This is a genomic window from Leclercia sp. LSNIH3 (assembly GCF_002935105.1).
Lineage (GTDB): Bacteria > Pseudomonadota > Gammaproteobacteria > Enterobacterales > Enterobacteriaceae > Enterobacter > Enterobacter adecarboxylatus.
Genome location: NZ_CP026387.1, coordinates 1,364,242 through 1,385,728 on the forward strand (window position 1 = coordinate 1,364,242; position 21,487 = coordinate 1,385,728).

At 55.8% G+C, this 21,487-nt stretch carries 22 protein-coding genes; 8 read left to right on the plus strand and 14 right to left on the minus strand.

The features are described 5' to 3' along the window. Window positions 1-68: 68 nt before the first annotated feature. Window positions 69-1,517 (minus strand): tRNA uracil 4-sulfurtransferase ThiI, encoded by a 1,449-nt coding sequence (gene thiI / locus C3F35_RS06640; RefSeq protein ID WP_032616820.1) that lies wholly within the window; start codon window positions 1,515-1,517, stop codon window positions 69-71. Between the two features lie 192 nt (window positions 1,518-1,709). Here thiI and xseB point away from each other — a divergent pair, with 192 nt between their 5' ends. The 4 genes from xseB to C3F35_RS06660 all read left to right on the plus strand — a co-directional run bounded on the left by xseB (window position 1,710) and on the right by C3F35_RS06660 (window position 5,779). Then, on the plus strand, window positions 1,710-1,952 hold the full coding sequence (gene xseB, locus C3F35_RS06645; protein WP_032616819.1) for an exodeoxyribonuclease VII small subunit: 243 nt from the start codon (window positions 1,710-1,712) through the stop codon (window positions 1,950-1,952). Next, window positions 1,953-2,852 (plus strand): (2E,6E)-farnesyl diphosphate synthase, encoded by a 900-nt coding sequence (ispA, locus tag C3F35_RS06650; RefSeq protein WP_103791831.1) that lies wholly within the window; start codon window positions 1,953-1,955, stop codon window positions 2,850-2,852. It begins immediately after the preceding gene. Between the two features lie 24 nt (window positions 2,853-2,876). Beyond that, a complete protein-coding gene (gene dxs / locus C3F35_RS06655) occupies window positions 2,877-4,739 on the plus strand; it encodes a 1-deoxy-D-xylulose-5-phosphate synthase (protein ID WP_077226999.1) in 1,863 nt (620 codons plus the stop codon). A gap of 65 nt (window positions 4,740-4,804) precedes the next feature. Beyond that, window positions 4,805-5,779 carry an aldo/keto reductase gene (locus C3F35_RS06660; protein WP_032616816.1) on the plus strand — a complete coding sequence of 325 codons (975 nt, stop codon included), beginning with the start codon at window positions 4,805-4,807 and terminating at the stop codon, window positions 5,777-5,779. 96 nt (window positions 5,780-5,875) lie between these two features. Here the strand turns inward: C3F35_RS06660 and thiL are convergent, their stop codons facing one another. From thiL to nrdR, 5 genes are all read right to left on the minus strand, one after another. Beyond that, window positions 5,876-6,847, minus strand: coding sequence for a thiamine-phosphate kinase (gene thiL, locus C3F35_RS06665; protein WP_032616815.1), 972 nt, complete (start codon window positions 6,845-6,847; stop codon window positions 5,876-5,878). 78 nt (window positions 6,848-6,925) lie between these two features. Then, window positions 6,926-7,345 (minus strand): transcription antitermination factor NusB, encoded by a 420-nt coding sequence (gene nusB / locus C3F35_RS06670; protein WP_032616814.1) that lies wholly within the window; start codon window positions 7,343-7,345, stop codon window positions 6,926-6,928. A 21-nt stretch (window positions 7,346-7,366) separates the two neighbouring features. Beyond that, entirely contained in the window at window positions 7,367-7,837 is a 471-nt protein-coding gene (gene ribH, locus C3F35_RS06675; protein ID WP_014882758.1) for a 6,7-dimethyl-8-ribityllumazine synthase, read from the minus strand. A gap of 90 nt (window positions 7,838-7,927) precedes the next feature. After that, the gene (gene ribD, locus C3F35_RS06680) at window positions 7,928-9,031 is read right to left on the minus strand and encodes a bifunctional diaminohydroxyphosphoribosylaminopyrimidine deaminase/5-amino-6-(5-phosphoribosylamino)uracil reductase RibD (RefSeq protein WP_103791830.1); all 1,104 of its coding nucleotides are present in this window, start codon (window positions 9,029-9,031) and stop codon (window positions 7,928-7,930) included. Window positions 9,032-9,035: 4 nt separating this feature from the next. Further along, window positions 9,036-9,485 (minus strand): transcriptional regulator NrdR, encoded by a 450-nt coding sequence (gene nrdR, locus C3F35_RS06685; protein WP_032616812.1) that lies wholly within the window; start codon window positions 9,483-9,485, stop codon window positions 9,036-9,038. 153 nt (window positions 9,486-9,638) lie between these two features. Here nrdR and C3F35_RS06690 point away from each other — a divergent pair, with 153 nt between their 5' ends. Beyond that, window positions 9,639-10,178, plus strand: a complete 540-nt coding sequence (locus C3F35_RS06690) for a DUF3251 domain-containing protein (protein ID WP_032616811.1) — start codon at window positions 9,639-9,641, stop codon at window positions 10,176-10,178. Window positions 10,179-10,441: 263 nt separating this feature from the next. Then, window positions 10,442-11,326: a nucleoside-specific channel-forming protein Tsx gene (locus C3F35_RS06695; protein ID WP_103791829.1), complete on the plus strand. Its 885-nt coding sequence runs from the start codon at window positions 10,442-10,444 to the stop codon at window positions 11,324-11,326. 52 nt (window positions 11,327-11,378) lie between these two features. Here C3F35_RS06695 and C3F35_RS06700 read toward each other — a convergent pair whose 3' ends face one another. The 7 genes from C3F35_RS06700 to queA all read right to left on the minus strand — a co-directional run bounded on the left by C3F35_RS06700 (window position 11,379) and on the right by queA (window position 18,053). After that, window positions 11,379-12,059: a helix-turn-helix transcriptional regulator gene (locus C3F35_RS06700; protein ID WP_103791828.1), complete on the minus strand. Its 681-nt coding sequence runs from the start codon at window positions 12,057-12,059 to the stop codon at window positions 11,379-11,381. Window positions 12,060-12,084: 25 nt separating this feature from the next. Beyond that, window positions 12,085-12,450 carry a VOC family protein gene (locus C3F35_RS06705; RefSeq protein WP_032616803.1) on the minus strand — a complete coding sequence of 122 codons (366 nt, stop codon included), beginning with the start codon at window positions 12,448-12,450 and terminating at the stop codon, window positions 12,085-12,087. 139 nt (window positions 12,451-12,589) lie between these two features. Then, window positions 12,590-13,561, minus strand: a complete 972-nt coding sequence (secF, locus tag C3F35_RS06710) for a protein translocase subunit SecF (protein ID WP_032616802.1) — start codon at window positions 13,559-13,561, stop codon at window positions 12,590-12,592. Between the two features lie 10 nt (window positions 13,562-13,571). After that, window positions 13,572-15,419: a protein translocase subunit SecD gene (gene secD / locus C3F35_RS06715; protein WP_032616801.1), complete on the minus strand. Its 1,848-nt coding sequence runs from the start codon at window positions 15,417-15,419 to the stop codon at window positions 13,572-13,574. A 25-nt stretch (window positions 15,420-15,444) separates the two neighbouring features. Next, window positions 15,445-15,777 carry a preprotein translocase subunit YajC gene (gene yajC / locus C3F35_RS06720; protein ID WP_032616800.1) on the minus strand — a complete coding sequence of 111 codons (333 nt, stop codon included), beginning with the start codon at window positions 15,775-15,777 and terminating at the stop codon, window positions 15,445-15,447. A 22-nt stretch (window positions 15,778-15,799) separates the two neighbouring features. Beyond that, window positions 15,800-16,927, minus strand: coding sequence for a tRNA guanosine(34) transglycosylase Tgt (tgt, locus tag C3F35_RS06725; protein WP_103791827.1), 1,128 nt, complete (start codon window positions 16,925-16,927; stop codon window positions 15,800-15,802). A 55-nt stretch (window positions 16,928-16,982) separates the two neighbouring features. Beyond that, complete coding sequence (gene queA, locus C3F35_RS06730; protein WP_032616799.1) at window positions 16,983-18,053, minus strand: tRNA preQ1(34) S-adenosylmethionine ribosyltransferase-isomerase QueA; 1,071 nt, start codon at window positions 18,051-18,053, stop codon at window positions 16,983-16,985. Between the two features lie 91 nt (window positions 18,054-18,144). On the opposite strand from queA, the gene acpH reads away from it, so the two are divergent. Both acpH and C3F35_RS06740 read left to right on the plus strand, forming a co-directional pair. Next, entirely contained in the window at window positions 18,145-18,726 is a 582-nt protein-coding gene (gene acpH, locus C3F35_RS06735; protein ID WP_103791826.1) for an ACP phosphodiesterase, read from the plus strand. A 127-nt stretch (window positions 18,727-18,853) separates the two neighbouring features. Then, complete coding sequence (locus C3F35_RS06740; RefSeq protein ID WP_032616797.1) at window positions 18,854-19,456, plus strand: peroxiredoxin C; 603 nt, start codon at window positions 18,854-18,856, stop codon at window positions 19,454-19,456. A gap of 117 nt (window positions 19,457-19,573) precedes the next feature. Here the strand turns inward: C3F35_RS06740 and malZ are convergent, their stop codons facing one another. After that, window positions 19,574-21,391: a maltodextrin glucosidase gene (gene malZ, locus C3F35_RS06745; protein ID WP_103791825.1), complete on the minus strand. Its 1,818-nt coding sequence runs from the start codon at window positions 21,389-21,391 to the stop codon at window positions 19,574-19,576. Window positions 21,392-21,487 lie beyond the last annotated feature (96 nt).

The window sequence follows — 21,487 nt, forward strand, 5'->3', positions numbered from 1 at the left end:
TGTTTGCGCCCTCTCCTCGTGGGAGAGGGTCGGGGTGAGGGCATCAGGCCGCACTCTCCTGCAATGAACTACGGGCGATACACCTTCACATTCGTAAAGCCCTGCTCGCGCAGATAGAGCGCCTGCAGACGGCTCATCACCCCGCGCTCGCACCACAGCAGATAGGTTTTGCTCTTATCCAGATCGCCAAATTTGGTGCTCAGCTTGTAGAACGGCAGCGAGGCCACTTCCACACCTTCCGGCTCAAACGGCTTCGCATCCTGCTCGTCCACAGAGCGGATATCCAGCAGCACGTCGTCAGGACCGAAACCGTTCACGGTCTCAACTTCCACCACGTCCTGCTCGGTCTGCTGGGCGATTTCGCGAATATCAATGTTAGAGGCTTCGGCCACCACTTTCTCAAGGATGCTGAAATCGAAGTTTTCTTCTTCCGCTTCGATCTTCGCTTTTACCGCTTTCACGGTCGGGCTTTTTGAGATCACACCGCAGTATTCCGGCATGGTACGGGCGAAGTCTTCAGTACCGATCTCACGCGCCAGATCGATGATGTGTTCTTTGTCGTGTGAAATCAGCGGACGCAGGATCAGGGTATCCGACACGTTGTCGATCAGACGCAGGTTGGTCAGGGTCTGGCTGGAGACCTGGCCCAGCGCTTCGCCGGTCACCAGCGCCTGCACGCCATAACGCTCAGCCACTTTCGAGGCCGCACGCACCATCATGCGCTTCAGCACCACGCCCATCTGGCCGTCGTCCACTTTCTCGAGGATTTCGCCCACCACCGGTTCAAAGTTGATCGCCACAAAACGCACGCGGTGAGAGCTGCCGAAGCGGTTCCACAGATAATGGGCCACCTGACGTACGCCAATTTCATGCGCCGCGCCGCCGAGGTTAAAGAAGCAGTAGTGCACACGGCAGCCGCGGCGCATCAGCATATAGCTGGAAACACCGGAGTCGAAACCGCCGGAAATCAGCGACAGCACATCTTCCTGAGTACCGATTGGGAAGCCGCCAATACCTTCGTAGCGGCCTTTTACCAGCAGCAGGCGGTCGTTCTCAATTTCCAGATTAACGGTCACTTCCGGGTTGGTCAGACGCACACGCGCAGATTCAACGTGCTGATTCAATCCGCCGCCCACATAGCGTTCGACTTCAATGGAGCTAAACTCATGTTTGCCGCGACGCTTGGCGCGCACGCAGAAGGTTTTGCCTTCGATCTGATCGCGATACTGCGCCAGCGCTTTTTCGAAGATGTCGTGCAGGGAAGTGAATGGAACATCTTCCACTTCCAGAATATGGTGGATCCCCGGAATACGGGTTAAGGCTTCTCGAATGTCCAGGCGCTTGTTTTCATCTTTAGCGCGGACTTCGACATGATCCCAGTGACGCACGACGGCCAGCGTCTCGTCGTAATGCTTCAGAACGTTACGAATGTTCCCGGTTAAAATTTTAATAAAGCGCAAACGCACAGATTGGCTTTTGATGGTGATTTCCGGGAACAATTTAATGATAAACTTCATGGCGGCAATGTTTCTTAGGCAAGCAGTTAAGCTTGTAATGGAAAAGTACAGCAGCCCACATTTCCAGGGCTGCATCCAGGCGCAGAAGTATACCACCATCACGTGGCTCCTGTGCACATTGCGCGTTATTTGATAATTACCCTGAGTCCGATACCATATCAGGGATAAAAAACTGAGAGTCAGACATTCACTATGCCGAAGAAAAACGATGCACCCGCCAGTTTCGAAACTGCGCTGAGTGAACTGGAGCAAATCGTTACCCGTCTGGAAAGCGGCGACCTGCCGTTGGAAGAGGCGCTTAATGAATTCGAACGCGGCGTGCAGCTGGCGCGCCAGGGCCAGGTTAAACTGCAACAGGCGGAACAACGCGTGCAGATCTTGCTCTCCGATAACGAAGATGCTGCCACGACCCCCTTCACACCGGATGCCGAGTAGATGGACTTTTCGAACCAGCTTCAGGCTTGCGTCGGACGTGCTGACGACGCATTGCGCCGTTTTATCGCTCCCCAGCCTTTTCAGAACACTCCACTGGTTGAGGCCATGCATTATGGCGCACTGTTAGGCGGTAAACGCCTGCGTCCTTTTCTGGTGTATGCCACCGGCGGAATGTTCGGGATCAGTGCCGATACGCTGGATGCGCCTGCCGCCGCGGTGGAGTGTATTCACGCTTACTCGCTGATTCACGACGATCTGCCGGCGATGGACGACGACGACCTGCGCCGCGGCCAGCCGACCTGCCACATTAAATTTGGTGAAGCGAACGCCATTCTGGCAGGCGATGCCCTGCAAACCCTGGCATTCTCAATTCTGAGCGATGCCCCAATGGTGGAAGTGGCGGATCGCGACCGTCTGGCGATGGTCTCCGAGCTGGCAACGGCCAGCGGCGTAGCCGGTATGTGCGGCGGTCAGGCGCTGGATCTCGAAGCAGAAGGACGTCAGGTTAATCTGGAACAGCTGGAACGTATTCATCGCCACAAGACCGGCGCATTGATTCGTGCAGCCGTTCGTCTGGGCGCATTGAGCGCGGGTGAGCAAGGTCGCAACGCCCTGCCTGTTCTGGATCGCTACGCAGAAAGTATCGGTTTAGCGTTCCAGGTTCAGGATGACATTCTGGATGTCGTGGGCGATACTGCAACATTAGGTAAACGTCAGGGTGCCGATCAGCAGCTTGGCAAAAGTACCTATCCCGCCCTTCTGGGCCTTGAGCAAGCCCAACAAAAAGCCCGGGACCTGATTGCAGATGCCCGCCAGTCGCTTGAACAACTGGCCGCGCAGTCACTGGATACCTCGGCACTGGAAGCGCTAGCGGACTATATAATCCAGCGTGATAAATAACGAAAACACCACGATGAGTCTCTGATGAGTTTTGATATTGCCAAATACCCGACACTGGCGTTGGTTGACTCCACCCAGGAGTTACGTCTGTTGCCGAAAGAGAGCCTGCCGAAGCTGTGCGACGAGCTGCGTCGCTACCTGCTCGACAGCGTCAGCCGCTCCAGCGGTCATTTCGCCTCCGGGCTTGGCACGGTGGAACTCACCGTGGCGCTGCATTATGTCTATAACACGCCATTCGATCAGCTGATCTGGGACGTGGGTCATCAGGCTTATCCGCACAAAATTCTTACTGGCCGTCGCGATAAAATTGGCACCATTCGCCAGAAAGGCGGCCTGCATCCGTTCCCATGGCGTGGCGAGAGCGAATACGACGTGCTGAGCGTCGGTCACTCTTCCACCTCTATTTCAGCCGGGATCGGGGTAGCCGTCGCGGCTGCCAAAGAGAACAAACAGCGCCGCACCGTCTGCGTCATTGGCGATGGCGCGATTACCGCCGGGATGGCCTTTGAGGCGATGAATCATGCGGGCGATATCAAACCAGACATGCTGGTGGTGCTCAATGACAACGAGATGTCGATTTCCGAAAACGTCGGGGCGCTGAACAACCACCTGGCGAACCTGCTCTCCGGTAAGCTCTACTCCAGCCTGCGCGAAGGCGGCAAAAAAGTCTTCTCTGGCGTACCCCCGATCAAAGAGCTGCTGAAACGCACCGAAGAGCACATCAAAGGCATGGTCGTGCCTGGCACGCTGTTTGAAGAGCTGGGCTTTAACTACATTGGTCCTGTGGATGGACACGACGTGCTGGGGCTGGTCTCCACGCTGAAAAACATGCGTGACCTGAAAGGCCCGCAGTTCCTGCACATCATGACCAAAAAAGGTCGGGGCTACGAACCGGCGGAAAAAGATCCGATCACCTTCCACGCGGTACCCAAGTTCGACCACACCAGCGGCTGCCTGCCGAAAAGCAGCGGTGGGATGCCGAGCTATTCTAAAATTTTCGGTGACTGGCTGTGCGAAACCGCCGCCAAAGACAGCAAGCTGATGGCCGTTACCCCGGCAATGCGCGAAGGTTCCGGGATGGTCGAGTTTTCCCGCAAATACCCGACGCAATATTTTGATGTCGCCATCGCCGAGCAACATGCCGTGACCTTTGCCGCAGGTCTGGCGATAGGCGGTTACAAACCGGTCGTGGCGATCTACTCCACCTTCCTGCAGCGCGCCTATGACCAGGTGATCCACGATGTCGCGATCCAGAAGCTGCCCGTGCTGTTCGCCATTGACCGCGCAGGCATTGTCGGGGCCGACGGCCAGACGCACCAGGGCGCGTTCGATCTCTCTTTTTTACGCTGTATCCCGGATATGGTGGTGATGACCCCAAGCGACGAAAACGAATGTCGCCAGATGCTGTTCACCGGCTATCACTACCAGGATGGCCCAACGGCCGTGCGTTATCCGCGCGGTAACGCCGTGGGCGTCACCCTGGAGCCGCTGGCAAAACTGCCAATCGGCAAAGGTGTCGTTAAACGTCGCGGTGAAAAGCTGGCGATCCTGAACTTTGGTACGTTGATGCCAGAAGCGGCAAAAGTGGCAGAGTCCCTTAACGCGACTCTGGTCGACATGCGCTTTGTGAAGCCGCTCGATGAGGCCCTGATTCTGGACATGGCATCACGTCACGAGGCGCTGGTCACCCTGGAAGAGAATGCGATTATGGGGGGAGCTGGCAGCGGCGTGAACGAAGTGCTGATGGCGAATCGTAAACCTGTACCCGTGCTGAACCTGGGTCTGCCGGATCACTTTATCCCCCAGGGTACGCAGGACGAAGCGCGCGCCGACATTGGTCTGGATGCCGCGGGTATCGAAGCCCGCATCAACGCCTGGCTGGCATAATCCCTCCCCTTTCCGCTCCTGCTATGCTTAACGTTACGTTTTAAGTAATCAGCAGGAGTGGAACCATGCAATACAATATATTAGGAAAAACAGATCTTAAGGTTTCTCGTCTTTGTCTGGGCTGCATGACGTTTGGCGAGCCGGACCGGGGTAAGCACGCCTGGACGCTGCCGGAAGAGAGCAGCCGTCCGATCATCAAACACGCTCTCGAGGGCGGCATTAACTTCTTTGATACCGCCAACAGCTACTCCGATGGCAGCAGCGAAGAGATCGTCGGCCAGGCGCTGCGCGACTTCGCTCGCCGCGAGGAAGTGGTGGTCGCCACCAAAGTGTACCATCAGGTGGGTGATCTGGCAGAAGGCCTCTCCCGGGCGCAGATCCTTCGCTCCATTGATGACAGCCTGCGACGCCTGAACATGGAATATGTCGATCTGCTGCAGATCCACCGCTGGGATTATAATACCCCGATTGAAGAGACGCTCGAGGCGCTGAATGACGTGGTCAGGGCGGGAAAAGCGCGCTATATCGGCGCCTCGTCGATGCACGCCGCCCAGTTTGCCCAGGCGCTGGCACTTCAGGAACAGCACGGCTGGGCGCCCTTTGTCACCATGCAGGATCACTATAACCTGATCTACCGCGAAGAAGAGCGCGAGATGTTGCCCCTGTGCTATCAGCACGGCGTGGCGGTGATCCCGTGGAGTCCGCTGGCGCGCGGGCGGTTAACCCGTCCGTGGGGTGAAACCACTGCCCGCTCGGTATCGGATGAGTTTGGCAAAACGCTGTATGACGAAACCGAAGCCAATAACGCGCAGATAGCCGAACGTTTAACAAGGGTTGCCGAGGATCTCGGCGTAACGCGCGCCCAGGTGGCACTGGCATGGGTGTTGAGTAAGCGGGGAGTGGCAGCGCCCATTATCGGCGCATCGCGCGAAGAGCAGTTGGACGAGCTGATCAATGCCGTAGATATCACCCTGACCCCGGAACAGATCGCTGAGCTGGAGACGCCGTACAAGCAGCATCCGGTCGTAGGGTTCAAATAAAAAAGCCCGGTGGCGCTTCACGCGTACCGGGCTTTTCAAAGTATCTGTAAGCCGGGTAAGGCGAAGCTGCCACCCGGCAATACACGCCGCACAGAACTATGCGAAGTGATCGTACCCTTTCCAGTCGAGCGTTACCGGCGAACCGTTCTGCACAAACTGCAATCCTTCGCTTTCCGGCATAATCTGGCCGATACAGGTAAACCCAGCCCCCAGATTAGCTAACGCCACATCCAGCGTGCCGCGGTTCAGCTCAGGAACGGTAAAGCACAGCTCATAATCTTCGCCGCCGGAGAGCGCCCAGCGCAACGCCTGATCTGGCTCCACGTGCCTGCGCATCGCCTCAGAGAGCGGGAACAGATCCAGGTCGATCCGCGCGCCTACGCCGCTGGCTTTCAGAATATGACCCAGATCGGAGATCAGGCCATCCGAGAGATCGATAGCAGAGCTGGCGCGATCCCGCAGCGCCTGGCCGTGCAGAATGCGCGGCGTCGGGCGCAGATGGCGTCGCACAAAGTACGCCTCATCATTCGCGTCCGGCACGGTTAACTGCTTCTGCAATATGGCCAGCCCTGCCGCGCTGTCACCCGGCGTGCCGGTGACGTAAATCCAGTCGCCCGGTTTCGCTCCAGAACGTTTTAACGCCCGCCCAGCCGGCACATAGCCGTGGATCGCCAGGGTCATCGACAGCGGACCGGCGGTAGTATCGCCGCCAATCAGCTGCATATCGTAATAGTTAAGCTGTTCAAACAGCGCGTCGCTAAAGGCCTCAAGCCAGCTTTCATCAACTTCAGGCAGGGTCAGCGCCAGGGTTAACCACGCCGGATCGGCCCCCATCGCCGCCAAATCGCTCACGTTCACCGCCAGCGCTTTATACGCCAGATCGGCAGGATCGATATCCGGCAGAAAATGATGACCACACACTAAGGTGTCGGTGCTGATGGCCAGCGTCTGTTTTTCGGGGATATTGAGAAGTGCACAGTCGTCGCCGATGCCGGTTTCCACATCGAGACGCGAGCTTCTGACTCGGTCAAAATAACGGGCAATCAGGGAAAATTCGCCACATGCCATACGTTATGCCTCAGCAAAGAAAATAAAAAAACCGGAGCACGCACCGCCCAAAGGCGACACGATACTCCGGCTTGCGGATCACTTTTTACGGGGACGGATCGCAGGTGCGGCTTTATCCAGCACGCCATTCACAAATTTGTGGCTGTCTTCAGCACCGAAGGTTTTCGCCAGTTCGATCGCTTCGTTGATGGCCACTTTGTACGGCACATCATCACGCTTCGACAGCTCAAACAGTGCGATACGCAGCACAGCTTTTTCAACCTGGCCCAGCTCTTCGAGCAGACGGGACAGGTACGGCTTCATCAGACCGTCGAGATACGCGCTATTAGTCGCCACTCCCGACAGCAGTTCACGGAAGTACACGACGTCAACGTCTTTGACGTCTTGTTCCGCCAGGAACTGGTATTCAACATCAGCGATGTCGTTCTGGGACAACTGCCAGGAGTAAAGTGCCTGAACGGCACATTCACGGGCGCGGCGACGAGCAGCAGGTTTCACGGAATTCCCCTTACAAAAAAATCAGGCCTTGATGGCTTTCAATACATTGATCATTTCAAGCGCGGTCAGTGCAGCTTCTGCACCTTTGTTACCGGCTTTGGTGCCAGCACGTTCGATGGCTTGTTCAATACTTTCAGTGGTGAGTACGCCGAAAGCGACAGGAATTTCTGCATCCTGTGCCACGTGCGCCAGACCGTTGCTTGCGCCACCCGCAACATATTCAAAATGCGCGGTGCCGCCACGAATTACCGTACCCAGTGCGATAACTGCATCATACTTACCGGTTTTCGCCAGTGCGCCCGCTGCCAGTGGCAGTTCGTAAGCACCCGGAACCCAGACAACGGTAATGTTTTCGTCTTTCACCTGGCCGATACGTTTCAGGGCGTCAATGGCACCCTCCAGCAGGCTGTCGTTGATGAAGTTGTTGAAACGCGCAATGGTGATGGCGACGCGAGCGTCCGGGGTAGCAACGGCTGCTTCAATAATGTTCATACTCTTCCTTAACGGGTTCATTTGGTGGCCCCGCAGGGGGGCGGATTTTATCATAATATTTTGCGCACTGCTTCCCTATTTAGGCAAGCCTTACGCGGTGGTCAGGTGGAGACACAGATCCGGCCCAACCGGGCGTATCTCGCTAAATTTAAATGCCGGAGCATCCGCCAGTTTTTCCAGCCCAGGTAACACGCACAGACCACGCGCGTCGCTGCCTAACAGTTTAGGCGCCAGATAGACGATCAGCTCGTCTACCAGCCCGGCCTGCAACAGCGCACCGGCCAGCGTCGGACCGGCTTCTACCCAGATACTGTTGATCTGCTGTTTACCCAGCAACATCATCAGCACCACTAAATCCACGTGCCCGTTATGCTCCGGCACCAGGATGCTGCGAACGCCTTCCGGCCAGCTGCGCTCATCTTCCTGCGTACGGGCAAACCAGGTTTCGCCCGGCTGCTGCACAATGCGGTGCTCAGGCGTCACGCTGTTCTGCCGGTCAACCACGATGCGCAGCGGCTGGCGTAAATTTTGTTGCGGATACAGCGTCTGCGTGTCGGCATTCAGCTCATCCCAGCGCACCGTCAAAGCAGGATCGTCGGCCAAAACGGTGGCATGGCTGGTGAGGATAGCATGGCTTTGCGCGCGCAGACGTTGCACATCGCGCCTTGCTTGCGGGGAGGTTATCCACTGGCTTTCGCCGCTGGCCATTGCCGTGCGGCCATCCAGCGAGGCACCCAGCTTCAGTTGGATATAGGGAAAACCGGTTCGCATCCGCTTGAGGAAGCCTTTGTTCAGGCGTTCGGCCTCACTCATCATTAGGCCATGACTGACTTCAATGCCCGCCTGCTGCAGGCGATACAGGCCGCGACCAGCAACCTGAGGATTAGGATCCTGCATCGCCGCGACGACCCGTGAAACGCCCGCAGCAATAAGGGCATCGCAGCACGGCGGCGTGCGACCGTGATGGCTGCAAGGTTCCAGCGTCACGTAGGCCGTCGCACCGCGCGCCTTCTCGCCGGCCATGCGCAAAGCATGCACTTCGGCATGCGGCTCACCGGCACGATAGTGAAAACCTTCCCCGACGATCTCGCCATCTTTCACGATAACGCAACCCACGTTCGGATTGGGGTGGGTGGTAAACCGCCCGCGTTGCGCCAGCTTCAGCGCTCGCGCCATGTAAATCTCATCCTGCATGTGCTTAGTCCTGTAGGCGGGCGATCTCTTCACCGAACTCTTTGATATCTTCAAAACTGCGGTAAACAGAGGCAAAACGGATATAGGCGACTTTATCGAGCTTCTTGAGCTGTTCCATGACCAGATTGCCGATCATTTTGCTCGGCACCTCGCGCTCGCCGGTGGCGCGCAGCTGAGTTTTGATATGGTTAAGCGCCATTTCGACGTCATCTGCGCTCACTGGCCGCTTCTCCAGCGCTTTTAGCATTCCACTGCGCAGCTTCTCTTCATTGAAGGGTTCGCGAACGTCGTTACTTTTGACGACGCGCGGCATCACCAGCTCCGCCACTTCAAAAGTGGTGAAGCGTTCGTTACATACCAGGCACTGACGGCGGCGGCGTACGGATGAGCCTTCTCCCACGAGACGGGAGTCGATTACTTTAGTATCCACGGCGAGACAGAATGGGCAATGCATACGGTGTCCTGGCTATCGGGTTGACTGAACTCCATTTTACCCCGAACTGGGCTGACAACAAAGAAGGAGCGTTTTTGAGATAAAGGATCTATACGCAGGGCCGCGTCGTTGACTACCCTTAGCAGAATCCGTTATTTCAGGGAAATAATTGCCATGACAAGACGTTACCTACATGTTCTGCTGCTGGGAAGCCTTTTTAGCCTCAGCGCCTGTGCGCAGCAAAGCGAAGTGCGCCAGATGAACCAAAGCATCAGTTCATTGAATACGACCATGAATAAGCTTAACCAGGAAACCGTCAAGATCACCCAGCAGAATGCGCTGAACGCGAAATCGACCAGCGGCGTCTATCTGCTGCCGGGATCGAATACGCCAGCCAGGCTGAACAGCCAGATCGGCACACTACGCATGTCGCTGGTGAACGTCGCGCCAAACGCCGATGGCACCCGTGCCACGCTGCGCATTCAGGGGGAATCAAACGATCCCCTGCCGGCATTCAGCGCCACCGTTGAGTGGGGCCAGATCCAGGGCACTACCGATAGCTTCCAGGAGCTGAACGTCCAGACCCAGCTGATTAATGCACCGGCCAGCATTCTGGCACCCAGCGATGTCGACATTCCGTTGCAGCTTAATGGCCTGACGCCCGATCAACTCGGTTTTATCCGCATCCACGATATCCAGCCCGTCGCGCAATAATCCCCCGGCGGAACGTGGATCACGTTCCGCCCCCCTCTTTGGTTACAAACATTGGCAACAGAAATGTTTGCTATTACAATCCGCTCCGTTTAAAAATACGCAAACGTGAACGCAATCGATTACGTATGTGAGAGAACTGTGAAACAACACATATTTTTGTGAGCAAGGATTCCTATAATAGGCTCCCAGAAACACGAAATATTTAGAAACGCAATTCGCGCCTTTTTCACTCCCGTAAGGGATTTCAAATCAGTGGCATTATTATGAAAAAAACATTACTGGCAGCCGGTGCAGCGCTGGCGCTCTCCTCTACTTTCTCTGTTCAGGCAGCAGAAAACGATAAACCAGAGTACGTTTCCGACTGGTGGCACCAGAGCGTCAACGTCGTTGGCAGCTACCACACCCGTTTCGGACCACAGATCCGCAACGATACCTACCTGGAATACGAAGCGTTTGCCAAAAAAGACTGGTTTGATTTCTATGGTTACATGGATGCACCGGTCTTCTTCGGTGGTAATACTGACGCGAAAGGTATCTGGAACCACGGTTCCCCACTGTTCATGGAGATCGAACCGCGCTTCTCCATCGACAAGCTGACCGATACCAGCCTGGCCTTTGGTCCGTTTAAAGAGTGGTACTTCGCAAACAACTACATCTACGACATGGGCCGCAACAAGTCCGGTCGCCAGAGCACCTGGTACATGGGTCTGGGTACTGACATCGACACCGGTCTGCCGATGAGCCTGTCCATGAACGTTTATGCCAAATACCAGTGGCAGAACTACGGTGCAGCGAACGAAAACGAGTGGGATGGCTACCGTTTCAAAGTGAAATACTTTGTGCCAATCACCCAGCTGTGGGGCGGCAACCTGAGCTACATCGGCTTCACCAACTTTGACTGGGGTTCAGACCTGGGCGACAACGACTTCCGTGACCTGAACGGTAAGAAAGCGCGTACCAACGACTCTATCGCCTCCAGCCACATCCTGGCGCTGAACTACGATCACTGGCACTACTCTGTTGTGGCGCGTTACTGGCACAACGGTGGTCAGTGGAACGACGACGCCAGCCTGAACTTCGGCGACGGTAACTTCAGCGTGCGTTCTACCGGCTGGGGTGGTTACCTGGTTGTGGGTTACAACTTCTAAGTTGTGCCTGTAACGCCACCCGGCAAAAAAGCCAGCTCAAGAGCTGGCTTTTTTATTGCTTAACCTTCCGTAAAAAGTCCGCCAGCGATCGATCTGCACCTTCGCTAAAGCGTCTGTCCGTCATCGTGATATTCAGACACCTGTCGAGTCGGAAACAGCGATAGTCATCGCGCCGTTCACACCATGCTGCCAGCAGCCAGTGCTCGCCCCAGAAGAACAACCCCAGCGGCTGCACGTCGCGGGAAGAGAGGTGCCCGCTATCATCACGATAGTGCAGTCCCAGCACCCGCTGAGCAGAGATCGCCTGATGAATCACATCGAAGCCGCTGCGGGAGTGGTGTTGCATGGCAATATCCGGGGCGTAGATCCGCGTCTGCTCGGCCTTGCGGCGGCTCTCCTCCGGCAGGATCGCCAGCACCTTTTCCTGGGCCGACTCCAGCTCACGCGACAGCGACTCCCCGCCCCAGGTTTTAAGCAGGCGGATCGCCACCATCAGCGCTTCGGACTCCCTGTTGGTCAGCATCAGGGGCGGCAAGTCAAAGCCCGACATCAGTCGATAGCCGCTTCCCGCCTCCCCTTCCACCGGCACGCCAGAGAGCGATAGATCGCGGATATCACGATAAACCGTGCGTTCAGAAACGCCGAGCCTGTCTGCCAGATGCGCTGCTGTGGTCAGCCGCCTGCCTCGCAGGATTTGCACAATCTGAAACAAACGGTCAGCGCGTCGGGTCATTGTTTATTCGCTTTACAGGTTGATGTCAGGCAGGTTGATGAAGTCCAACCCGGTTGCCTTCGCTGTCGGTAAACAGCGCAATGGTGCCAATACCGCGCGGCAGTTCCAGTGGGCCAAACACGCATGCCCCACCCGCTGACACCACACGATCCAGCGTTGCCGCCAGGTTATCAGTATGCAGATAAATAATAGCGCCCTGCGATGAGGGTGTAATGCCGTCAAATTTTGCCAGCGCGCCGCCGGTAGCCGGATCCTCATGAGGAAAAATGGCCAGCTCGGCAACGTCCATTGTCTCGCGCTTCAGCGCCACCTGCATCACCGGCTCGTAAAATTTGATGGCACGATCCATATCCGCGACCGGAATTTCAAACCAGTTAATCACACTTTTCATACATCCTCCTGCCTGTTGTTTGGGTTCAGGAGGAGTGTATGACAGGCCTCCTGACAGCATACTGTCAGGAGTGTTTGTCAGGAGCAGATAAAAAAAATCCCGGTCATCAGACCGGGATTTCGATAGCGCGCTACCTATCTTACGGCAGGATAGAGGGCTGATCCGCCCCTTCTTTCTCGACCTTCTGCTGGAGCAGGTGCTCGCGCTTCATGCCAAGTTTCAGTGCCAGTGCCGACGCGACGTAGATGGACGACGCCGTACCGATGGAGACACCGATCAGCATGGTTAGCGAGAAGCCTTCCAGAACCGGACCGCCGAAGAGGAACAGCATCAGGATCACCATCAGGGTAGTACCGGAGGTGATCAAGGTACGGTGCAGCGTCTGGGTCAACGACACGTTAAAGATTTCGTACGGCGTACCGCGACGGATCTTACGGAAGTTTTCACGGATACGGTCAGATACCACGATACTGTCGTTCAGTGAGTAACCGATAACGGACATCAGGGATGCCACGATTGTCAGGTCAACCTCAATGTGGAACAGCGACAGAATACCCATGGTAATCACTACGTCGTGCGCCAGGGCGATAACCACACCTGCCGCCAGTCGCCATTCAAAGCGGAAACCGACGTAGACCAGGATGGAGATCAACGCGACCAGCAGTGCCATCGCACCGGTCTGGGCGAGATCCGCACCCACGCTTGGCCCGACGAACTCAATACGCTTAACCGTCGCGCTCTGGCTGGTTGTTTCGTTAATCACGTTAACAACCTTGCTGCCCAGCTCCTGACTGCCGTTAGCATCGTGTACGGGAGGCATACGTACCATGATGTCGCGGCTGCTGCCAAAGTTCTGCAGCAGCGGCTCTTCGAAGCCTGCTTTTTGCAGGGATTCGCGCATCTGGTCCATATCGACCGGTTTTTCCAGGGAGATCTCAATCACCGTACCACCGGTGAAATCAAGGCCCCAGTTAAAGCCTTTCACGCCCATAACGACGATGGACAGGATCAGCAGTAAACCTGAAATGCCGAAGGCCCAGTAGTCCCAGCGCATAAAGTCCCAGACTTTACGGCCGTAGTTCAATTGTTCAACAGTATATTCCTGTGCCACAACGCACTCCTCAGATAGACAGCTTTTTAACGCGCTTGCCGCCGTACAGCAGGTTCACGATGGCACGGGTGCCGACAATAGCGGTAAACATCGACGTTGCGACACCGATACCGGTCGTAATCGCAAAGCCTTTGATAGCGCCAGTACCCACTGCATACAGGATAAGAACCTTAATCAGTGTTGTTACGTTCGCATCGAAGATGGAGCTGAAAGCGCCTTTATAGCCTTCGTCAATCGCCTGCTGAACAGAGCGACCGTTGCTTAACTCTTCCTTGATACGTTCGTTAATCAGTACGTTGGCATCGACCGCTACCGCAAGGGTTAGAACGATACCCGCAATACCCGGCATGGTCAGCGTCGCCCCTGGCAGCAGGGACATGATACCGATGATCAACACCAGGTTCGCAATCAGCGCACTTGTCGCAATCAGACCAAACTTCTTATAGAAGAAGATCATGAAGACGATGGAGATCGCCAGACCTGCCAGACAAGCTTCCAGACCCTGGGTGATGTTCTGCATGCCCAGTGTTGGACCGATGGTACGTTCTTCAACGATCTGAATTGGCGCAATCAGCGCACCGGCACGCAGCAGCAGCGAAAGCTGACGCGCTTCGTTCGGGTTGTTGATACCGGTAATACGGAAGCTGTTACCCAGGCGAGACTGGATATTGGCGATGTTAATCACCTCTTCCTCTTTCACCAGAATGGCGCGACCGTTAGCGTCTTTTTTACCGCTGTCTTTGTACTCCACGAACAGGGTCGCCATCGGCTTACCGATGTTGTCCTTGGTGAAGTTAGACATGATATTACCACCTGCGCTATCAAGCGAGATGTTAACCTGCGGCTGGTTGTATTCGTCCTGGCTGGAGGTCGAGTCGGTGATGTGGTCACCGGTCAGGATCACCCGCTTGTACATCACAACCGGCTGGCCTTCACGGGTCTGCTTCACTTCAGAGTCGCCCGGAACGCGGCCAGAGGCGACTGCGGACTGATCGACGTTGGTGTTCACCAGACGGAATTCCAGCGTCGCGGTTGCGCCCAGAATCTCTTTAGCACGTGCGGTATCCTGGATACCCGGCAGCTCTACCACGATACGGTCAGCACCCTGACGCTGTACCAGCGGTTCAGCTACGCCAAGCTGGTTAACACGGTTACGCAGGATGTTGATGTTCTGCTGAACCGCGTATTCACGCGCTTCTTTCAGACGCTCATCGGTCATCACCGCACGCAGCTGGTTGCTGCCCTGAGAAGAGAGCACCAGGTCGCGATGACGCTGGGTCAGGTAATCCATCGCCTGATCGCGGGCCTTGCTGTCGCGGAACGCGATGCTCATCCCGTAATTATCTTCCTTACGCACGGTGGTGTAAGGGATGCCTTTGTCGCGCAGATCGCTACGCAGGCTGTCGATGTTTTGTTCCTGGAGTTTGCCAAGCGCGGTTTCCATATCGACTTCCATCAGGAAGTGGACGCCGCCACGCAGGTCGAGACCGAGTTTCATCGGTTCCGCGTTGATAGAAGCTAACCAACGCGGCGTTGCAGGAGCAAGGTTCAACGCCACGACATATTTATCACCCATCACGCCCATCAGCGCTTCACGCGCGCGGAGTTGCGTGTCGGTGGAGTCGAAGCGAGCAAGAATAGCGCCCTCTTCCAGTGCCACAGACTTAGCGGTAATTTTTTCTTCTTGTAAAGTTTTCTGGACCTGGATCAGCGTTTGCTCACTGGCGGCGACACCGCGCGCGCCAGTGATTTGAACAGCCGGATCCTCACCATACAGGTTGGGAAGCGCATACAGCAGGCCGACGACAATGACGACGACCAGCATGATGTACTTCCACAAAGGATAACGGTTTAACACGGCAGTTCCCTTTGGGAAAAGTTAATTACAGCGCTTTCATGGTGCCTTTCGGCAGAACGGCAGCGACGAAGTCACGTTTGATCACTACTTCAGTGGTATCGTTCAGCGCGATAACGATGTAGCCGTTATCTGCAACTTTGCTCACACGACCAACCAGACCACCGTTAGTCAGCACTTCATCACCTTTAGCGATGGAGTCCATCAGCTTTTTGTGCTCTTTGGTGCGCTTCTGCTGTGGACGCAGGATCATGAAATAGAAGATCAGACCGAACACCACCAGCATCAGAATCAGAGACATCGGGCTGCCCTGCGCCGGTGCACCTGTTGCCGCTACCGCATCAGAAATAAAAAAGCTCATTAAAATTCCCTCATTAAATAAATTAATCAACGTTCAAAGGTGGGACTTCCCGACCCTGTCGTTGGTAAAAATCGGTCACGAAGCTCTCTAATTTACCCTCTTCGATAGCCTTGCGTAAACCAGCCATTAAGCGCTGGTAATAGCGAAGGTTATGAATCGTGTTGAGACGCGCGCCCAGTATTTCATTACAACGATCAAGATGATGCAAATAGGCACGAGAATAATTGCGACAGGTATAGCAATCGCACTCGGCATCGAGCGTGCTGGTGTCGCTTTTATGCTTCGCATTACGGATTTTTACCACGCCGTCGGTCACGAACAGGTGACCATTACGGGCGTTACGGGTCGGCATAACGCAGTCGAACATATCAATGCCGCGACGCACGCCTTCGACCAGATCTTCTGGCTTACCGACGCCCATCAGGTATCGAGGCTTATCTGCTGGAATTTGCGGGCAAACATGCTCCAGAATACGGTGCATATCTTCCTTCGGCTCCCCTACAGCCAGACCGCCGACAGCGTAGCCATCAAAACCTATCTCTACCAGACCTTTAACCGAGATATCGCGTAAATCTTCGTAAACGCTTCCCTGAATAATGCCAAACAGCGCATTTTTGTTGCCAAGGCCGTCAAAACGGTCGCGACTGCGCTTCGCCCAACGCAGCGACATCTCCATGGAGCGTTTAGCGTAATCCCAGTCGGCCGGGTATGGGGTACATTCGTCGAAGATCATCACGATATCGGAGCCGAGATCGTACTGAATCTCCATTGATTTTTCCGGATCGAGGAAGATCGGGTCGCCGTTGATAGGGTTACGGAAATGAACGCCTTTTTCAGTGATCTTGCGGATGTCACCGAGGCTGAAGACCTGGAAACCGCCGGAGTCGGTGAGGATTGGGCCTTTCCACTGCATAAAATCGTGCAGATCGCCGTGCAGCTTCATCACTTCCTGGCCCGGGCGCAGCCACAGGTGGAAAGTGTTACCGAGGATAATTTGCGCGCCCGTGGCTTCAACTTCTTCCGGCGTCATCCCTTTTACGGTGCCGTAGGTGCCAACAGGCATGAAGGCTGGCGTTTCTACTACGCCACGATCGAACACCAGACGGCCACGGCGCGCGCGACCATCAGTGGTATCAAGTTCAAATTTCATTTTCATTCCTCTGTGCCAGAAAAACAGTCCGACACATTATTCTGGTACCGGAGAGTTATTCCCCGACACGTTCATTCAAAGCTTGCGGATTGTACGTGATAAACATCGCGTCACCGTAGCTAAAAAACCGATATTTTTGTTCTACCGCAGCCTTGTAGGCATTCATGGTGTTTTGATAACCCGCAAATGCCGACACCAGCATAATCAGCGTCGACTCCGGCAGGTGGAAGTTGGTCACCAGCGCATCGATTACCTGATATTGATAACCCGGGTAGATGAAGATTTGTGTGTCGCCGAAGAACGGCTCAATCAGATCGTTTTTGGCGGCCTGGGCAGCGCTTTCCAGCGAACGAACCGAGGTAGTGCCGACGGCAATGACGCGGTTACCGCGCGCTTTCGCTGCCAGAACCGCATCCACGACGTCCTGCGGCACTTCGGCATATTCGGAGTGCATGATGTGATCTTCAATGCTGTCTACCCGCACCGGCTGGAAGGTGCCCGCGCCCACGTGCAGGGTGACAAAAGCCAACTCCACGCCTTTCTCGCGCAGTTTTGCCAGCAGCGGATCGTCAAAATGCAGGCCCGCGGTCGGGGCAGCGACGGCACCCGGCTTCTGGCTGTAGACGGTCTGATACAGTTCGCGGTCAGCGTCTTCATCCGGGCGGTCAATATACGGCGGCAGCGGCATATGGCCGATGCTGTTGAGGATATCCAGTACCGGACGCTCATCGTTAAACTGCACTTCAAACAGCGCGTCATGGCGCGCCACCATGGTGGCGTTGATGCTCTCGTCATCGCCCAGCAGCAGTTCCGCCCCCGGCTTTGGCGCTTTAGAGGCGCGAATATGTGCCAGAATACGTTTATCATCGAGCATTCTTTCGACCAGCACTTCGATCTTACCGCCGCTGGCTTTGCGGCCAAACAGACGGGCCGGAATGACGCGAGTGTTGTTGAACACCAGCAGGTCGCCCGGATTAAGCTTGTCGAGCAGGTCGGTGAAAGTCCCGTGCGTCAGCGCACCCGTCGGCCCATCCAGCGACAATAAGCGGCAGCTACTGCGCTCAGGCATAGGATAGTGGGCAATAAGGGACTCGGGTAATTCAAAGGAGAAATCGGCGACGCGCATGGCATATACTCGTGACTTAAAAACAGGCGGCTTAGTCTAGTGCTCACACCTCTTTGCTGCAACAACTAGCCGACACCGGATAACGAATCGCATGAATTTTCTCGCTCACCTGCACCTCGCCCATCTCGCTGACAGCTCTCTTTCCGGCAATCTGTTGGCCGATTTTGTGCGTGGCAATCCCGCCGAGGATTACCCCCCTGACGTGGTGGAAGGCATTTTTATGCACCGCCGGATTGACGTCATGACCGACAACCTGCCTGAAGTAAAAGAAGCAAAAGAGTGGTTCCGCCCGGAAACTCGCCGGGTCGCCCCTATTACGCTCGATGTCATGTGGGATCACTTCGTCTCTCGCCACTGGGAACAGCTCTCTCCCGACATGCCGCTGCCGGAATTCGTCCGCTATGCCCACGCCCAGGTGGCAATCATCCTCCCGGACTCGCCGCCGCGCTTTGTGAATCTGAATGATTACCTGTGGTCAGAGCGCTGGCTCGAACGCTATAGCGATATGGACTTTATTCAGCGGGTACTGAATGGGATGGCCAGCCGCCGTCCTCGTCTCGACGCCCTGCGCGACTCCTGGCAGGATCTGGATGCCCATTACGATGCACTTGAAATACGTTTCTGGCAGTTCTACCCGCGCATGATGGAGCAGGCGAAATATAATCTGCTTTAATGTGAATGTGATTGATAGGTAAAAGCTGGGTTAACGATTGTCAGCGCCTCTTTGTCTTTCGCGCGAGGACTCTCTATACTGGGCCGCGTTGCGTTCCAAATAACCTTAGTAATCACAGGAGAATCATATGGTTCTGGTAACTCGTCCGGCCCCGGATTTTACAGCAGCAGCTGTACTGGGCAGCGGTGAAATCGTTGAAAACTTCAACTTCAAACAGCATACCAACGGTAAAGCCACCGTTCTGTTCTTCTGGCCAATGGACTTCACCTTCGTTTGCCCGTCTGAGCTGATTGCTTTCGACAAGCGTTATGAAGAATTCCAGAAGCGTGGCGTGGAAGTGGTTGGCGTCTCCTTCGACTCTGAGTTTGTCCACAACGCATGGCGTAACACCCCTGTCGACAATGGCGGCATCGGTCCAGTGAAATACGCGATGGTTGCGGATATCAAACGCGAAATCCAGCAGGCTTACGGTATCGAGCACCCGGATGCGGGCGTTGCCCTGCGTGGTTCCTTCCTGATCGACGCTAACGGTATCGTGCGTCACCAGGTTGTGAACGATCTGCCACTGGGTCGTAACATCGATGAAATGCTGCGTATGGTTGACGCGCTGCAGTTCCACGAAGAGCACGGTGAAGTGTGCCCGGCTCAGTGGGAAAAAGGTAAAGAAGGTATGGCCGCGTCTCCAGCAGGCGTTGCGAAATACCTGACCGAAAACGTATCCAGCCTGTAATCGGCACGGTTTACGAAAAGGCCCGCAGATGCGGGCCTTTTTTATGGCGATTATCATGCCCGTAGGCGCTACGCTTGCCGGGCCTGAATGATACGCAGTGCCGCCCGGCAGCGAAGATTAATGCCCGAACCAGACGGAAGCCGAGATCGCTGGCAGAGAGAGCACACCCTCCTGCGCCACGCCTTTCCCCTCTTTCAGTTGCCACTGTTTTACGTTAAGTAGCGGCGAATCGTCTATTACCACCTCACAGGCATCGCCCCGGTTAATAGCCACCAGCACCCGCTGCTGGTTGTAGAGACGCATAAACACCACCACATTGTCGTGAGCGTAGACGACCTGGCAGCCGCCATAGCGCAGCGCCTGGCTCTGTTTACGCAGTTTAATCAGCCGCTGATAAAGCGTGAACAGCGCCGGATCCTGTTTTTCAGCCTCCCACGGGAAGGTCTTGCGGCAGAAGGGATCGTTATTGCCATCCAGCCCCACCTCATCCCCGTAGTAAATGCAGGGTACGCCCGGCCAGGTAAACAGCCAGGTGACCGCCAGCGGCAGGCGCGCCACGTCTTTGCCGAGCAGCGACTTAAAGCGCGCGGTGTCATGGCTGTCGAGCTGGTTGAACATGCGGAGCTGCTGCTGATGCGACAGGCTGGCGCGGTAGTTATCCATCCACTTCATGCAGGTTTCCGCGTCGATCAGCTGCGGATCGTAGGAGATATCGGTATTGGCGAGGAAGCCCCACAGCGGGAAGGTGAAGCCGCGGTAGTTCATTGCTGAATCTTCCGCATCGTTCTGCAACCACTGGCGGGCATCGCCAAAGTGCTCGCCAAAGACGAAGGCATCGGGCCGGGCCTGCTTCGCGGAACGGGTGATCCCGGCCACATGTTGCAGGTTGTTCCGCGCTCCGCCCGCCTCGCCAAGCATATGCACCACATCCAGCCGCCAGCCGTCCATATTCCACGGGGCTTTTAGCCAGTGACGAACAATACTGTCTTCGCCGCCGTAGATCTCCTCCACCAGCGTGGGTGACTGGTAATCCAGCTTCGGTAAGCTGGCGTAGCCCAGCCAATCGAGGGCGCGGCCTTCTTCATCAAAGCTGTACCAGGCCCGCTGGGGCGAGTCCGGGTTATGGCAGGCACCGCCTGTTCCCCGGTTGTGGCGGTCGAACCAGGCGTGAGAATCACCGCTGTGGTTAAACACGCCGTCCAGGATCAGGCGCATCCCTTCCCGGTGGGTATTTTCCCGCAGGCGTAACAGGGCCTCGTCGCCGCCAAACTGCGCATCCACGTGGCGATAATCTTCGGTGTCGTACTTATGCACGCTGGGGGCAACAAACACCGGGTTAAGGTACAGCGCCGTGACACCCAGTTTTTTTAGATACGGCAGCTTCTCGCTAATGCCGTCGAGATCGCCGCCGTAAAAGGTGGAGCCACCTGCCTGGGCAGTGACCGGCTCATCCCATTCATGGAAGATCGTCTCGTGACCGGCGGCGTGGTGATAGTAGGTTTTATCCCTTTCCGGGTTGCGTTGCTGGCTGCGGGCAAAGCGGTCCGGGAAAATCTGATAGAAGACCTGCTCAACCACCCACTCGGGCCCGGCATCAGGATAATCGACGGCGAACTGCTCCAGCCGGGCGGGTGGAAAGCGGCTGAACCCTTGTGGGGTAAACCAAAGCTGACGGTTATGCCAGAGCATTTTAAAGCTGTAGCGGTGCCGCGGCTGCCCTTTCGCTGCGTCAATGGTCGCGCGCCAGGCGGTCACGCCGGGTTGCGGCTGGCTGCGCACCTTATGCATCGGCAGCGAGGTCTCTTCATTATCGAATTCAGCGCGCAGCGTGACCCGCTCAGGCAGCTGCTCACCCGTCAGCCACAGCGTAATGACAAGTTTATCGTTGTTTTGCTTAACAAATGGGGCAACCGGCAGGTGCCATGCATTCAACATCTCTTATCCCCTATCCCAGAAATGAGGTCACCTTGCCACAGGGTAGTTGATGTTCACTCATCGCGAAGCGGTTTATTGGGGGAGGAGAAAGGGGGA

Bases quoted from the DNA above. Each gene is read 5' to 3' on its own strand.
- thiI (WP_032616820.1), bottom strand. From the start codon at position 1,517: ATGAAGTTTATCATTAAATTGTTCCCGGAAATCACCATCAAAAGCCAA.
- xseB (WP_032616819.1), top strand. From the start codon at position 1,710: ATGCCGAAGAAAAACGATGCACCCGCCAGTTTCGAAACTGCGCTGAGT.
- ispA (WP_103791831.1), top strand. From the start codon at position 1,953: ATGGACTTTTCGAACCAGCTTCAGGCTTGCGTCGGACGTGCTGACGAC.
- dxs (WP_077226999.1), top strand. From the start codon at position 2,877: ATGAGTTTTGATATTGCCAAATACCCGACACTGGCGTTGGTTGACTCC.
- C3F35_RS06660 (WP_032616816.1), top strand. From the start codon at position 4,805: ATGCAATACAATATATTAGGAAAAACAGATCTTAAGGTTTCTCGTCTT.
- thiL (WP_032616815.1), bottom strand. From the start codon at position 6,847: ATGGCATGTGGCGAATTTTCCCTGATTGCCCGTTATTTTGACCGAGTC.
- ribH (WP_014882758.1), bottom strand. From the start codon at position 7,837: ATGAACATTATTGAAGCAGCCGTTGCTACCCCGGACGCTCGCGTCGCC.
- ribD (WP_103791830.1), bottom strand. From the start codon at position 9,031: ATGCAGGATGAGATTTACATGGCGCGAGCGCTGAAGCTGGCGCAACGC.
- nrdR (WP_032616812.1), bottom strand. From the start codon at position 9,485: ATGCATTGCCCATTCTGTCTCGCCGTGGATACTAAAGTAATCGACTCC.
- C3F35_RS06690 (WP_032616811.1), top strand. From the start codon at position 9,639: ATGACAAGACGTTACCTACATGTTCTGCTGCTGGGAAGCCTTTTTAGC.
- C3F35_RS06695 (WP_103791829.1), top strand. From the start codon at position 10,442: ATGAAAAAAACATTACTGGCAGCCGGTGCAGCGCTGGCGCTCTCCTCT.
- C3F35_RS06700 (WP_103791828.1), bottom strand. From the start codon at position 12,059: ATGACCCGACGCGCTGACCGTTTGTTTCAGATTGTGCAAATCCTGCGA.
- C3F35_RS06705 (WP_032616803.1), bottom strand. From the start codon at position 12,450: ATGAAAAGTGTGATTAACTGGTTTGAAATTCCGGTCGCGGATATGGAT.
- yajC (WP_032616800.1), bottom strand. From the start codon at position 15,777: ATGAGCTTTTTTATTTCTGATGCGGTAGCGGCAACAGGTGCACCGGCG.
- tgt (WP_103791827.1), bottom strand. From the start codon at position 16,927: ATGAAATTTGAACTTGATACCACTGATGGTCGCGCGCGCCGTGGCCGT.
- queA (WP_032616799.1), bottom strand. From the start codon at position 18,053: ATGCGCGTCGCCGATTTCTCCTTTGAATTACCCGAGTCCCTTATTGCC.
- acpH (WP_103791826.1), top strand. From the start codon at position 18,145: ATGAATTTTCTCGCTCACCTGCACCTCGCCCATCTCGCTGACAGCTCT.
- C3F35_RS06740 (WP_032616797.1), top strand. From the start codon at position 18,854: ATGGTTCTGGTAACTCGTCCGGCCCCGGATTTTACAGCAGCAGCTGTA.
- malZ (WP_103791825.1), bottom strand. From the start codon at position 21,391: ATGTTGAATGCATGGCACCTGCCGGTTGCCCCATTTGTTAAGCAAAAC.